12 protein-coding genes are annotated in these 13,954 nt (G+C 72.1%); 7 read left to right on the top strand and 5 right to left on the bottom strand.

Annotated features, from left to right (window positions below; translation table 11 throughout):
• Nucleotide 1 precedes the first annotated feature (1 nt).
• Entirely contained in the window at nt 2-991 is a 990-nt protein-coding gene (locus ACCP09_RS21840; RefSeq protein ID WP_027930787.1) for a TerC family protein, read from the bottom strand.
• Nucleotides 992-1,288: 297 nt separating this feature from the next.
• Here ACCP09_RS21840 and ACCP09_RS21835 point away from each other — a divergent pair, with 297 nt between their 5' ends.
• Genes ACCP09_RS21835 through ACCP09_RS21820 form a run of 4 tightly spaced genes read left to right on the top strand, consistent with a single transcriptional unit; the run spans nt 1,289 to nt 6,208 of the window.
• Nucleotides 1,289-4,087: an alpha/beta fold hydrolase gene (locus tag ACCP09_RS21835; RefSeq protein ID WP_433749672.1), complete on the top strand. Its 2,799-nt coding sequence runs from the start codon at nt 1,289-1,291 to the stop codon at nt 4,085-4,087.
• Nucleotides 4,084-5,010, top strand: coding sequence for an ABC transporter permease (locus ACCP09_RS21830; RefSeq protein ID WP_020420365.1), 927 nt, complete (start codon nt 4,084-4,086; stop codon nt 5,008-5,010). Before ACCP09_RS21835 ends, ACCP09_RS21830 begins: the two co-directional genes overlap by 4 nt.
• 19 nt (nt 5,011-5,029) lie before the next feature.
• Nucleotides 5,030-5,788 (top strand): enoyl-CoA hydratase/isomerase family protein, encoded by a 759-nt coding sequence (locus tag ACCP09_RS21825; protein ID WP_123682661.1) that lies wholly within the window; start codon nt 5,030-5,032, stop codon nt 5,786-5,788.
• 39 nt (nt 5,789-5,827) lie between these two features.
• A complete protein-coding gene (locus ACCP09_RS21820) occupies nt 5,828-6,208 on the top strand; it encodes a VOC family protein (protein ID WP_027930789.1) in 381 nt (126 codons plus the stop codon).
• A gap of 559 nt (nt 6,209-6,767) precedes the next feature.
• Here ACCP09_RS21820 and ACCP09_RS21815 read toward each other — a convergent pair.
• The 4 genes from ACCP09_RS21815 to ACCP09_RS21800 all read right to left on the bottom strand — a co-directional run bounded on the left by ACCP09_RS21815 (nt 6,768) and on the right by ACCP09_RS21800 (nt 11,590).
• Complete coding sequence (locus ACCP09_RS21815; protein WP_433749552.1) at nt 6,768-7,088, bottom strand: MmcQ/YjbR family DNA-binding protein; 321 nt, start codon at nt 7,086-7,088, stop codon at nt 6,768-6,770.
• Nucleotides 7,089-7,599: 511 nt separating this feature from the next.
• The gene (gene uvrB / locus ACCP09_RS21810; RefSeq protein ID WP_027930792.1) at nt 7,600-9,753 is read right to left on the bottom strand and encodes an excinuclease ABC subunit UvrB; all 2,154 of its coding nucleotides are present in this window, start codon (nt 9,751-9,753) and stop codon (nt 7,600-7,602) included.
• 49 nt (nt 9,754-9,802) lie between these two features.
• Nucleotides 9,803-10,057, bottom strand: coding sequence for a hypothetical protein (locus ACCP09_RS21805; RefSeq protein ID WP_020420360.1), 255 nt, complete (start codon nt 10,055-10,057; stop codon nt 9,803-9,805).
• Between the two features lie 279 nt (nt 10,058-10,336).
• Complete coding sequence (locus ACCP09_RS21800) at nt 10,337-11,590, bottom strand: PucR family transcriptional regulator (protein WP_027930793.1); 1,254 nt, start codon at nt 11,588-11,590, stop codon at nt 10,337-10,339.
• A gap of 59 nt (nt 11,591-11,649) precedes the next feature.
• Between ACCP09_RS21800 and ACCP09_RS21795 the strand changes: the two genes are divergently transcribed.
• The 3 genes from ACCP09_RS21795 (at nt 11,650) to ACCP09_RS21785 (ending at nt 13,953) form a co-directional block, all read left to right on the top strand.
• Complete coding sequence (locus tag ACCP09_RS21795; RefSeq protein ID WP_027930794.1) at nt 11,650-12,177, top strand: DUF402 domain-containing protein; 528 nt, start codon at nt 11,650-11,652, stop codon at nt 12,175-12,177.
• A 121-nt stretch (nt 12,178-12,298) separates the two neighbouring features.
• A complete protein-coding gene (locus tag ACCP09_RS21790; protein WP_378335978.1) occupies nt 12,299-13,216 on the top strand; it encodes an ABC transporter ATP-binding protein in 918 nt (305 codons plus the stop codon).
• Nucleotides 13,216-13,953, top strand: coding sequence for an ABC transporter permease (locus ACCP09_RS21785; protein ID WP_378335977.1), 738 nt, complete (start codon nt 13,216-13,218; stop codon nt 13,951-13,953). The genes ACCP09_RS21790 and ACCP09_RS21785 overlap by 1 nt, the downstream gene beginning before the upstream one ends.
• The last annotated feature ends 1 nt before the right edge of the window (nt 13,954 follow it).

Below are 13,954 nucleotides of genomic sequence, written 5' to 3'. Positions count from 1 at the left end.
CCTACCGGATTTCGTTAGCCTCGCTAAGAGCCTCTGACTCCGACTTCTTCTCGTCCCGCTTGGCCTTGGCCAGACTGAGGACGGTGGTGGCGGTCAGGACGACCACGATCACGCCCAGCGACACCCAGTTGTTGATGTCCAGCCAGTCCGGCACGGCGTGATACTCGTGCAGCGCGTGCAGGATCAGCTTCGCGCCGATGAAGGCGAGGATGACCGCCAGGCCGTAGGACAGGTAGACCAGCTTGTTCACCAGGCCGCCGAGCAGGAAGTACAGCTGCCGCAGCCCCATCAGCGCGAACGCGTTGGCGGTGAACACCAGGAAGGCTTCCTGCGTGATGCCGAAGATCGCCGGGATCGAGTCGACCGCGAAGAGCAGGTCGGCGCTGCCGATGGCCACGATCACCACGAACATCGGGGTCAGCCAGCGCTTGCCGTCCCGCTTGATCGTCATCTTGTGGCCGTGGAAGTCGTCGGTGACCGGGTAGACCTTGCGGATCCACCGCACGACCGCGTTCTCATGGTACTCGTCCTCGTGGTCGTTGCCGCGCAGCATGCTGATGGCCGTCCACACGAGGACCGCGCCGAACAGGAAGAACACCCACACGAACTGGGCGATCAGGGCCGCGCCCACCGCGATGAACACGCTGCGCATGGCCAGCGCGAGCAGGATGCCGATCAGCAGCACGCGGTGCTGGTGGATCGCGGGCACCCGGAACGAGGCCATGATGATCATGAAGATGAACAGGTTGTCCACCGAGAGCGAGTACTCGGTGATGTACCCGGTGAAGAACTGGACGCCGTAGTCGTGCCCGGCGAGGACCCACACGCCGATGCCGAACAGCACCGCGCAGGTGACGTAGAAGACGACCCACTTGGCCGCTTCCTTGGTGGTGACTTCATGCGGCTTCCGGTCGACGATCACGAGATCGATCGCGATCAACACGAGCAGGCCTGCAACAGTGGCAGCCCACAGCCACACGGGGACATTCATCTACGCAATACCTCCGGTTAGCGCGCAGCAGCAGCTAGCCGGAGGTCTCTTCCGCCGGTGGAACCGGCCGACGGTGCCGGGTGTCCCGAAGGACCGCCGTGCTGACGACACCGCCGCGAAGGAATACTCCCCTCCACGTCGTATCCATCTTTCCTGATCAACCGGACGAACACCACCTTAGGTAACCCTCATCACCCGGATTCCAAGATCAGGACCCGCGCTGACGCGTTCTCAGGAAAGCTCCCATACGGTTTCGGTGTGCCCCGAATCCCGCTCCCGCACACGCGCCGTTCCCGGATGGTGGCCCTCGGGGTCGTCGTCCTGCTGGTGGCGGCCGCCGTGCTCGTCTGGACGCGCTCGTCGAGCGAGCCCGCCGCGGTGCCGACGCAGGACGCCTTCCTCGACGTGCCCGCCGCGCCCGGCTCCGCCGCGAAGGTCACGCTGGACACCACGCTCTACCTGCCCGAGCGCACGCCCGCCCCGGCGGTGCTGCTGCCGCACGGGTTCGGCGGGGACAAGAACAGCGTCGCGGGCGACGCGCAGGAGCTGGCCCGGCGCGGGTTCGTGGTGCTCACCTACTCGGCGCGCGGCTTCGGCCGCAGCACGGGTGAGATCGGGCTGAACGACCCGGACTTCGAGGTCGCGGACGCCGCCCGGCTGCTCGACTGGCTCGCCACCCGCCCGGAAGTCCGGCTGGACGGTCCCGGCGATCCGCGGGTCGGCGTGCTGGGCGCCTCCTACGGCGGCGCGCTGGCGCTGCAGCTGGCCGGACGCGACAAGCGGGTCGACGCGATCACGCCGGTGATCACCTACAACGACCTGGCCCAGGGGCTCACGCCGAACGCGGCCGCGGCGACGGCGCCGGCGGCAGGCACCCCGGCGGCGGGCGCGTTCTCCCCGGACGGGGTGTTCAAGAAGTCGTGGGCAGGCTTGCTCTTCTCCGCCGGGACCTCGCCCTCGGGCGCGGGCGGGCTGGGCGCGGAGGCGCCCGAGCCGGGCCAGGAGACCGACAACGACACCCAGAGCGCCGGCACCACGGGCGGTGGCGGCTCGGCCGCCGCCGCGCCGCTCCCCCAGCAGCCGCCGCAGCAGCTCGGCGGGACGACGTGCGGCCGCTTCACCGCCGAGATCTGCCGGGCCTACGCCGACCTGGCCACCACCGGCGAGGTGAGCCCGCAGGTCGCGGCCCTGCTGCAGCGCCTGTCCCCCGCCGCGGTCACCGGGCACATCACCGCGCCGACCCTGCTGGTGCAGGGCGAGGCCGACACGCTGTTCGGGCTCGACCAGTCCGACGCCACCGCGCGGCAGATCACCGCGGCGGGCGGGACGGTGCAGCAGGTCTGGTACACCGGCGGGCACGACGGCGGACGGCCGGGCCCGCAGCTGCGCGCGAAGCTCGGCGACTGGTTGTGGTTCCAGCTCACCGGCGAGGGCGGCAACCCGTTCAGCGGGTTCTCCTACGACGTGCAGGGCTCGCTGCGCGCGTCCGGCTCGCCGTCGGTGCGCACCGTCGACGCGGGCGAGTACCCGGCGCAGGCGCAGCGGCGGACGCTGCAGCTCACCGGCGACGAGCAGACGATCATCAACCCGCCCGGCGGCACGCCCGCCGCGGTCAGCGGGATCCCCGGCCTGAACGCGCTGGTCAGCGGATCGTCGCGGCTGTCGGGGCTGTTCAGCGTCGACCCGCCCGGCCAGTCCGCGCGGTTCACCACGGCGCCCGTCGACTCGCAGCTGCTGATCACCGGCTCGTCGACCGTCCGGCTGCGCGTGTCCGGCACCGGCGAGGCGGTGCTGTTCGTCAAGCTCTACGACCTCAACCCGGACGGCACCCGCACGCTGCCGGCGAACCAGATCGCCCCGGTGCGGGTCGCGATCCCGGCGTCCGGCACCGCCGAGGTGACCGTGACGCTGCCCGGGGTGGTGCGGCCGGTCGAGGCCGGGCATGCCCTGCAGCTCGTGGTCACGACGACCGACCAGGCGTACGCCACCCCGGTGACCCCGGCCGCCTACCGCGTCTCGCTCGCCGACCCGGCCATCGCGGTGCCGGTCGTGCCGGGCAACGCCGTCGGTGGCGGGTGGCCGGTCGGCACGCTCGTCGGAATCGCCGTCACGCTCGCGCTCGCCGCCGCGGTCGCTGCGCTGGCCGCGGTGCGCAGGCGGCGGTCGCACCAGGCCGATCCGAACCTGGCCGGGGTGCCGCTGGTGATCGACGGGCTGACCAAGGCCTACCCGGGCGGGCTCACCGCCGTGAAGGACCTGTCCTTCCGCGTCGAACCGGGCCAGGTGCTCGGCCTGCTCGGGCCGAACGGCGCCGGCAAGACCACGACGCTGCGCATGCTGATGGGCCTGATCACCCCGACCGCCGGGGAGATCAGGGTGTTCGGCCACCGGATCACGCCGGGCGCGCCGGTGCTGTCGCGGATCGGCTCGTTCGTCGAGGGCTCCGGGTTCCTGCCGCACCTGTCGGGCACCGCGAACCTGCGCCTGTACTGGGACGCGACCGGCCGCCCGATCGAGCAGGCGCACCTGGAGCAGGCGCTGGAGATCGCGGGGCTGGGCAACGCCGTGCACCGCAAGGTCCGCACCTACAGCCAGGGCATGCGGCAGCGGCTCGCGATCGCGCAGGCCATGCTCGGGCTGCCGGAGCTGCTCGTGCTCGACGAACCGACCAACGGGCTCGACCCGCCGCAGATCCACCAGATGCGCGAGGTGCTGCAGCGGTACGCCGCGACCGGCCGGACCGTGGTGGTCTCCAGCCACCTGCTGGCCGAGGTCGAGCAGACCTGCACGCACGTCGTGGTGATGCACCGCGGCCGGCTGGTGGCCGCGGGCGAGGTCGGCGACATCGTGGCCGCCGGCGGCGAGGCCACCTTCCGGGTCGACCGGCCCGAGGCGGCGGCCGACGCCCTGCGCGGGGTGCCCGGCGTGTCCGGTGTGGACGTCGAAGGGACCCTCGTGCACGCCGACCTGGACGGCATGCCGCGCGCCGAGGCGGTCGCGGCGCTGGTCCGGGCCGGGGTCGCGGTCGAGCAGGCCGGGCCGCGGCGGCGGCTGGAGGACGCGTTCCTCCAGCTCGTGGGAGAGGAAACGTCATGAGCGAGAACGGGGTCCACACCGATCCCGCGGCACTGGACGAGCTGACCGACGCCGCCGCGCACACCCACTCCGGGGTGGGCGCGGACGGCGCGGTCGAGGGCTACCGGGCGCGGCGGACGCTGCGGCTGGGCGTCGAGCTGCGGCGTCAGCTGCGGCGCCGGCGCACCCAGCTGGTGCTCGGGTTCGTCGTGCTGCTGCCGTTCATCCTGGTGGTGGCGTTCGAGATCGGCGAGTCCAGCCCGAACCGGCGGTCCGGCGGGTTCGTCGACCTGGCGACGGCGAGCGCGCCGAACTTCGTCGTGCTGGCGCTGTTCGTGTCCGGGACGTTCCTGCTGCCCACGATCGTCGCGTTGTTCTTCGGGGACACGATCGCGAGCGAGGCGTCCTGGTCGAGCCTGAAGTACCTGCTGGCGATGCCGGTGCCGCGGCACCGGCTGCTGCGGCAGAAGGCGATCGCGTCCGGCTTGCTGTCGGTGGTGGCGCTGGTGCTGCTGCCGCTGGTGGCCCTGGTGGCGGGGCTGATCTTCTACGGCGCAGGGGACGCGGTCAGCCCCACCGGCGACGCGATCCCGTTCGGGCAGAGCCTGATCGCGATCGGGCTGTCCACGGTGTACGTGGTGATCCAGCTGGCGTGGGTGGCCGGGCTGGCGCTGTTGCTGTCGGTGCTCACCGACGCGCCGCTGGGCGCGGTCGGCGGGGCGGTGCTGGCGGCGATCCTGTCGCAGATCCTCGACCAGATCACCGCGCTGGGCACGCTGCGCAACTACCTGCCGACGCACTACTCGTACGGCTGGATGGACCTGATCGCCACCGACATCGACTGGACGAACATGGCCGCCGGGACGCTGTCCGCGGTGATCTACGCGACCGTGTTCACGTTGCTGGCCGCGCGGCGCTTCGCGACCAAGGACATCACCAGCTGACGTGCCCTACGGTGGGGCCATGACGACGATCGAGGTGGACAAGGCCGGCGACGTCGCCGTGCTGAAACTGGCCCACGGCAAGGCGAACGCGATGGACACCGAGCTGTGCCGGGAGCTGGTGGCGCGGCTGGAGGAGGCCGAGCTCGGCGGCGCGAAGGGCGTGGTGCTGACCGGGCGGGACGGGATGTTCTCCGCCGGCGTCGACCTCAAGCGGGTCGCCGCGGGCCGGGCCGGTTACCTCCGGGAGTTCCTGCCCGCGCTGTCGGACGCGTTCCTGGCCGTGTTCGGGTTCCCCGGCCCGGTCGTCGCGGCGGTCACCGGGCACGCGATCGCCGGCGGGGCGGTGCTGGCGGCGGCGTGCGACCGGCGGATCCTGAACGAGCGGCAGGGCCGGTTCGGGGTCACCGAACTGCTCGTCGGGGTGCCGTTCCCGTTGGTGGCGCTGGAGATCCTGCGCTGCGCGTACGGGACGGAGCGGCTGCCCGGGCTGACGTTCCTCGGCGAGACCTACGCCGGCCGCGAAGCGCTTTCCCGCGGTCTGGTGGACGAGCTGGCCGCGCCGGAGGAGGTGCTGCCGAGGGCGATCGAGACGGCGACGAGGCTGGCTTCGGTGCCGTCGGACGCGTTCCGGCACACGAAGGCGCAGATCCACCGGCCGTTCGACGAGCGGATCGGCGAGCAGCGCGCCGGGGACGACGCGCACGTCGAGCGGGTGTGGTCGGCGCCGTCCTCGCTGGCGGCGATCGAGGAGTACGTGCGGACCACGCTCGGCGGGTAGCATTCTCGGTTCCCCGCCCACCGCCTCCCGGAGGCCGCCATGCCGCGTCCGGTGCACTTCGAGATCCACGCGAGCGACCCGGAACGAGCCGTCACCTTCTACGCGACGGTCTTCGGGTGGACGTTCGAGCGGTGGGGCAGCAACCCGTACTGGCTGATCAGCACCGGCGACGGACCGGGCATCGACGGCGGGCTGGTGCCGCGGCAGGGCCCCGCGCCCACCGAGGACGCGCCGGTGAACGCCTTCCCGCTGACCGTCGAGGTGGACGACCTCGACGCGGCCGTGCGGCGGGTCGAACAGGCGGGCGGTCAGGTCGCGGTGCCGCGGAGCCCGATCCCGGGGATCGGGTGGCTCGCGTACTGCGTGGACACCGAGGGGAACATCTTCGGGATGCTGGAGCCAGCCCCGGAAGCCGAGTGAGGTGGGGCGGGGGCTGTAGGCCGGATGGAGCCGGTACGGGCTGCTGGGGTAGAGGTCGAGGGGCGCCGCTGCGGCGGCGGGGTTGCGTGATGCCGCTGCGGCGGCGGGGTTGGGTGATGCCGCTGCGGCGGCGGGGGTCGGGGGTGCCGCTGCGGCGGCGGGGGTCGGGTGATGCCGCTGCCACGGCGGGGGTCGGATGATGCCGCTGCCACGGCGGAGGTCGAGTGATGCCGCTGCCACGGCAGGGGTCGAGTGATGCCGCTGCCGCAGCAGGGGTCGAGTGATGCCGCTGCCGCAGCAGGGGTCGGATGATGCCGCTGCCGCAGCGGGGGGCGGGTGATGCCGCTGCGAAGCGGGTCGGTTCGGTGCTGGGGTGGGTGGATGCGAAGCGCCGCGGGCGGTGAGCCGGGCCTGAGGCTCACGCCCCGGGGCAGGTGGCGCCTGCCGCCGCGAGCGGCGAACCGCGGTGCCGTGCCCAAGATGGCGCGGCAGGTTCGAGCGCAGGAAGCTTGGTTCGGCGGGCGGGCTCCGATGGAGCCACCGCGAGGGTGCTGCCGTGTCAGGAGCGGGCGTGGTCGTAGGACGCGGCCAGCAGTTCGTGGAGTTCGGCGTCGGGGATGGCGCTGTCCAAGGTGATCGTGTTCCAGCCGTGGCGGGACTGGTAGCCCATGGGCCGCACGGCGTCCGGGTGGCGGGCCCGCACGGTGGCGGCCTCCTCGGCGTTGACGCCGCACCGGAGGGCGATCGAGTTCTCCTCGAAGCCGATGTAGGCGAACGCCTTGCCCGTGACCTTCATGACGAGCACGTGCTCACCGAACGGATAGGTCTCCACGGCGCCGGGCTGCGCCAGGCACCAGGCGATCACCTCGTCGCGGGTCAACGGCCGCTCCTTCCATCCGGGTCGCTGGGCTCCGGCATCCCGGCGCCCAGCCACTCCCCGCGGCCAGGCTGGTGACCGGCCACCGACACTCCGGCGCCCGCTGCCCGCGCCCTCCGCCCGGGCAGGTCACCGGGCATCGGCACCCCGGCGCCCAGCCACTCGCGCCCCCATCCCGGGTGAGTCGCCGACCACCGCCACCCCGGTGCCGAGCACCGCGGATGGTGACCAGCCACCGGCACTCCGGTACCCGACCACCCACGCCCCCATCCCGGGGTGAGTCGCCGACCACCGGCACCCCGGTACCGAGCACCGCAGATGGTGACCAGCCACCAGCACTCCGGTACCCAGCCACCCACGCCCCCATCCCGGGGTGAATCGCCGGCCACCGGCACTCCGGTGCCGAGCACCGCGGATGGTGACCAGCCACCGGCACTCCGGTACCCGACCACCCACGCCCCATCCCGGGTGAATCGCCGACCACCGGCACTCCGGTGCCGAGCACCGCGGAGGGTCACTTCACGCCGGCGGCGTCCATGCCCCGCAGCTCCTTCTTCAGCTCGGCGATCTCGTCGCGGAGGCGGGCCGCCAGCTCGAACTGCAGGTCGCGCGCCGCCTGCATCATCTGGTCCGTCATCTGCTGGATCAGGTCGGCCAGCTCGGCACGCGGCATGCCGGCCACGTCGCGGTCCACCAGCACCCCGGAGCTGCGGCCGCCCTGCTCGGGCTTCTTGCCGCGCGAGGCGTTGCGGCCGGAACCGCCGACCTGCACCGCCTGCTCGGAGTCCTCCGCCTCGCTGTAGACGCGGTCCAGGATGTCCGCGATCTTCTTGCGCAGCGGCTGCGGGTCGATGCCCCGCTCCTTGTTGTACGCCATCTGCTTCTCGCGGCGGCGGTTGGTCTCGTCGATCGCGTACCGCATCGAGTCGGTGATCTTGTCCGCGTACATGTGGACCTCGCCGGAGACGTTGCGCGCCGCGCGGCCGATCGTCTGGATCAGCGACGTGCCGCTGCGCAGGAAGCCCTCCTTGTCCGCGTCCAGGATCGCCACCAGCGACACCTCGGGCAGGTCGAGGCCCTCACGCAGCAGGTTGATGCCGACCAGCACGTCGAAATCGCCCGACCGCAGCTGCCGCAGCAGCTCCACCCGCCGCAGCGTGTCCACCTCGGAGTGCAGGTACCGCACCCGGATGCCCAGCTCCAGCAGGTAGTCCGTGAGGTCCTCGGCCATCTTCTTGGTCAGCGTGGTCACCAGGACCCGCTCGTCCCGCTCGGCGCGCAACCGGATCTCGTGCACCAGGTCGTCGATCTGGCCCTCGGTGGGCTTGACCACGACCTCCGGGTCGATCAGGCCGGTCGGGCGGATGACCTGCTCGACGAACTCACCGCCGGTCTGGCCCAGCTCGTACGGCCCCGGCGTCGCCGACAGGTACACCGTCTGGCCGATCCGGTCGGTGAACTCCTCCCACGTCAGCGGCCGGTTGTCCAGCGCGCTGGGCAGTCGGAACCCGTGCTCGACCAGGGTCCGCTTGCGCGACGCGTCACCCTCGTACATGCCGCCGATCTGCGGCACCGTCACGTGCGACTCGTCGATGACCAGGAGGAAGTCCTCCGGGAAGTAGTCGATCAGGGTGGCAGGCGCCGACCCGGCCGGGCGGTCGTCGATGTGCCGCGAGTAGTTCTCGATGCCCGAGCAGAACCCGACCTGCCGCATCATCTCGATGTCGTAGCTGGTGCGCATGCGCAGCCGCTGCGCCTCCAGCAGCTTGCCCTGCTTCTCCAGGCGCTCCAGCTGCTCGGCCAGCTCCGCCTCGATGCCGCGGATCGCCTTCTCCATGCGCTCCGGCCCCGCCACGTAGTGGGTGGCCGGGAAGATCCGCACCTCGTCGACCTCGCGCACGATCTCGCCGGTGAGCGGGTGCAGGTAGTACAGCTTGTCGACCTCGTCGCCGAAGAACTCGACCCGCACGGCCAGCTCCTCGTACGCCGGGATGATCTCCACCGTGTCGCCGCGCACCCGGAACGTGCCGCGCGAGAACGCCAGGTCGTTGCGGGTGTACTGGACGTCGACCAGCGCGCGCAGGAACGTGTCGCGCTCGACCTCCATGCCGACCTCCAGCTTGGAGGACCGGTCGAGGTAGGACTGCGGCGTGCCCAGGCCGTAGATGCAGGACACCGAGGCGACCACGATGACGTCCCGCCGGGACAGCAGGTTCATCGTCGCCGAGTGGCGGAGCCGCTCGACGTCGTCGTTGATCGACGAGTCCTTCTCGATGTAGGTGTCGGTCTGCGGGACGTAGGCTTCCGGCTGGTAATAATCGTAGTAGCTGACGAAGTACTCGACCGCGTTGTGCGGGAACAGTTCGCGCAGCTCGTTGGCCAGCTGCGCGGCCAGGGTCTTGTTGGGCGCCATGACCAGCGTGGGCCGCTGCACCCGCTCGATCAGCCAGGCCGTGGTCGCCGACTTGCCGGTGCCGGTGGCGCCCAGCAGCACGACGTCCTTCTCGCCCCGCTCGAGCCGCTTGGCGAGCTCGTCGATGGCCGCCGGCTGGTCACCGGCGGGCTGGTACTCGCTGACGACCTCGAACCGGCCGCCCGCGCGCGGGATCTCGGAGACGGGCCGGAACTCGGACTGGGCGAGCACGGGGTGTTCGGTTGCGAAAGCCACGGGAACCAGGGTAGGCCGACCCACCGACAGTTTTCAGCGAGGCGGCGTTCTAGCAGGCCAGACGGCGGTCGCGGGCGGCGCGGGCCAGGCACGACTCGCACGGCATGCCGCAGATCCGCTCCAGCAGCTCGGCGCTCCCGCAGGCGATCGGCGCGCCGCAGCGCGCGATCAGGACCTCCGGGATGGGGCCGGTCTCGGGGATCGGGACGAGGTGGCAGACCCGGTCGCGCTCACCCGCGGCGCCCCGGCGCAGGCGCACGAGGGCCATCACTCCGGTCGGCTCGGCGTGGACGACGTTCCCCATGGGCGAAGCGTAAACCGGAATAATCGTGGAATCTTCGTGCCGTCGGCCCAATCCTGGGGGCCAGGACTGGTCCTGAAGGACGAAAGCGCTGGACCGCGGCGTGCCGCGGGGGTCGATGAAACACCCGAAAGTGACAAACCAGGCGTGCCGCTCGGTGTGTCGTTCCGTGCGGTTGGTTCCGCGGCCGGATGGGCGTGGCCGCGCTCGGCCAGACGGGGAAGCCAGACGGGGAAGGCTTGTCGGCGGCGGGTTTCCGAGGTGCGGGGCGAGACAGCAGAGTTACTGCGTCGTCAGCACGGCCCCGCCGAGCCGGTGGCACAGCCGCAGCGCGAGCTCGACGTCCAGGCGGTTCTCCGACACCGGGCGGCCCAGCATCTCCTCCGCCTTGCGCACCCGGTACTGCACCGAGTTCTTGTGCATCGTCAGCTGGGTGGCCGCCGCGGTGTAGCTGCCGCCCGCGGCGAGGAACACCCGCAGCGTCTCGCGCAGCCGGGCGTGCTGCTCGTCGTCGGTGGCGAGGTCTCGCAGCGTGTCCGCGACCCAGCCGCGCGCGGCCGCCATGTCGCCCGCCATCAGGGCCATCGCCCCGACCTCGCGGAACGTCAGGACCCGGTCGCAGTGCTCGCCCGCGGCGAAGGCCAGGTTGTGCACCCGCTGCGCCTGCCGGTGGCTGCGCCGGAAGCCGTCCAACCCATCCCCCGGGTCGCCGAGCGCGAGCCGGATGCCCGGATCGGCCTTCTCCAGCACCTTCCGGACGCGCTCCTCGTCCGGCATCGCGGGCCGCTCCAGCGGGAACCACACCCACGCGCAGACCTCGTCGTTCGGCACGAACAGCGGCGCGCCCGTGCTGGGCAGGCCGGCGGCGAGCTCGGCGGCGACCGCTTCCAGCCCGCCGAGCACGTGCCCGGCGCCCGGGACCGGGGCCTGCCACACGATCATCGCCAGGTGCGTGCCGCGCAGCCGGTAGCCGAGGCTGGTCTCGCTGGTGTCGGTGGCCCCGCCCTCCAGCAGGGTGCGCACCCTGGCGGCCCGGACCGCGCTGCGGTTGACCAGCCAGCGGTCGCGTTCCTCCTGGTAGGCGGACACCACCTGCTGTGTCACGCGGTCGATGAAGGCGAACGCGCCGGTCAGCGCGTGCCCCATCATGCCGCCCAGCAGCTCCGGGTCGGACTCGAGCTTGACCGCCTCGCGAAGGGAATAATCGAGGAGCGCGGTCTGGCCGAGGTAGTAGGCGCGGATCAGGTCGACCACCGGGGTGCCGCGCTGGGCGAGGCGGCGCGCGTACTCCATCGCGGCGGCGGGCGCCTCCACCCGGCGCGGGTCGATGCCGTGCTGGAAGATGCGCAGCGCGGTGTCCACGTTCTGGTAGACGCTCGCCGAGAGCAGGCTGACGACGCTTTCGTCGTCGTTGACCAGGTTCGGCAGCTCGCGCGCGTACAACTGCACCAGCTCGCCGGTGAGCTCGGTGGCCCGCTCCGCGAGCACGGCGGCCACCCGCGCCACTCCTTCGACCGCGTCTGCCTCGTCCGCCACGTGATCACCCTACCGTCGTGACAGTTCCCAAACTTATGTAAACCAGCAGAATGGGAGGCATGACCGCGCACGCCGGGACGATCCACCCCCCGAAGATCGAGACCTTCGACGTCGCGAACCGGACCAACACCGACCCCAAGGGCATCGCCCGCGCCGTCGAGGAGTACCGGGTCGAGCCGTTCGGGCTCTACCTCGCCCGGCCCACCCCCGGCCGCGCCCAGTTCCACTACCTCGAATCCTGGCTGCTGCCCGGGCTCGGCCTGCGGCTGACCGACTTCTGGTTCCGGCCCGGCCACGAACGCGACCAGGACTTCTACCTCGACGTGGTTTCGGTCGAGCGCGACGGCGCCACCTGGCGCACCACCGACTGGTACCTGGACCTCGTGGTGCGCGAGGGCGCGCGGGTCGACGTGGTCGACATCGACGAGCTGCTCGCCGCGGCCGGCGCCGGACTGCTCACCGCGGGCGAGGCGCGGCGCGCGCTGGAGATCGCCTACCACGCGGTGGACGGCCTGGCCGCGCACGGCTACCGCGTGGACCGCTGGCTGGCCACCCACGACATCGAGCTGACCTGGCGCCGCCGCTGAGCATCCACCGATCGGTGGATGCCCGGTCACCGGGCGGCTGACCGAAGTCCCGCCGCGGAGTCGATCCGGCGCCCGCCCCTTCCCCCGCATGCTGGTCCGGCGGAGGAAAGGGGGCGGCACGATGCCGGTCATCGAGGTGCGGAACCTCAGGAAGCACTACGGCGGGAAACCCGCCGTGGAGGACGTGTCCTTCACGGTCGAACGCGGCGAGATCTTCGGGATCCTCGGGCCAAACGGCGCGGGCAAGACCACGACCGTCGAGTGCCTGGAGGGACTGCGGCGCCCGGACGGCGGCGCCGCGACGGTGCTCGGGCTGGACCCGTGGCGCGACACCGCGGAACTGCGCCAGCGGCTGGGCGTGCAGCTGCAGGAGAGCAGGCTGCCCGACAAGCTCCGGGTCGGCGAGGCGCTGGAGTTGTACGCGTCGTTCTACCGGAACCCGGCCGATCCGGACGTGCTGCTCGAGCAGCTGGGGTTGTCCGGGCGGCGCGGCACGGCCTACCGGAAGCTGTCCGGCGGCCAGCAGCAGCGTGTGTCGATCGCGCTGGCGCTGATCGGCAACCCCGAGGTCGCGGTGCTCGACGAGCTCACCACCGGGCTGGACCCGCAGGCCCGCCGGGACACCTGGGAGGTCATCGAGGGCATCCGCGACCGCGGGGTGACCATCCTGCTGGTCACCCACTTCATGGCGGAGGCCGAACGGCTCTGCGACCGGATCGCGGTGATCGACGCCGGGCGCGTCGTCGCCGTCGACACGCCGGCCGGGCTCGTCGCGCGCGTCGCCGACGAGCAGGTGATCCGGTTCCGCCCGTCGGAGCCGGTGCCGGACGAGCTGTTCACCGGCCTGCCCGAGGTGCGGACCGTGACGCGGCGCGGCGAGCAGGTCGAGGTCAGCGGCGTGGGCAACGTGCTGCACGCCGTCACGTCCGTCCTCGCGCGGCGCGGGATCGTCGCCGGCGAGCTGCGGGTGGAACAGGCCGGGTTGGACGACGCGTTCGTCGCGCTCACCGGCCGCCGGATCGGACAGGGGGACCACTGATGCTCACCAGGCTCACCGCCGTCGAGGCGAAACTGTTCCTGCGCGACCCCGGAGCGCCGATCACGGTGCTCGGCGTCCCGATCGCGCTGCTGCTGGTGTTCGGGCTGCTGCCGGACGCGAACCAGCCGAGCGAGGAGTTCGGCGGCCGGCCGCCGCTGTCCGGGTTCATCGCGCCGCTCGCGGTGGCGATCCTGATCGGGATGCTGGCGCTGACGCTGTTCCCCGGCGCGATGGCGACGCACCGGGAACGCGGCGTGCTGCGGCGGCTCGCCGCGAGCCCGGTGCCGCCGTCCCGCCTGCTCACCGCGCAACTGCTGGTCAACCTGGCCGCCGCGCTCGTGGTCGTGCTGCTGATCGTCGTCGGCGGGCACGTCGTGCTCGGCCTGGCGCTGCCCGCGAACCCGGGCGGCTTCCTCCTCACGCTCGTCCTGGGCACCACGGCGCTGTTCGCCGCGGGGCTGCTGGTCGCGGCGCTCGCGCCGACCGGCCGGACCGCGGGCGGGGTCGGGACCGCACTGTTCTTCCCGATGCTCGCGCTCGGCGGGGTGTGGGTGCCGAAGGAGAACCTGCCGGGAGTGCTGCGGGAGCTGGCCGACGTGCTGCCGCTGGGCGCGATGCTGAACGCGCTGCGCGCGTGCTGGACCGGCGGCTCGCCGGAGCCGCTGCAGCTGGCGGCGATGATCGTGTTCGCACTGGTCTGCGGTGGTCTGGCGGTCCGCTTCTTCCGGTGGGAGTGAA

It is taken from the genome of Amycolatopsis sp. 3B14 (genome assembly GCF_050958625.1).
Classification (GTDB): domain Bacteria; phylum Actinomycetota; class Actinomycetes; order Mycobacteriales; family Pseudonocardiaceae; genus Amycolatopsis_E; species Amycolatopsis_E thermoflava.
The sequence above is the reverse complement of the archived record's forward strand: the minus strand, read 5'-3'. Positions and strand labels throughout refer to the sequence as shown.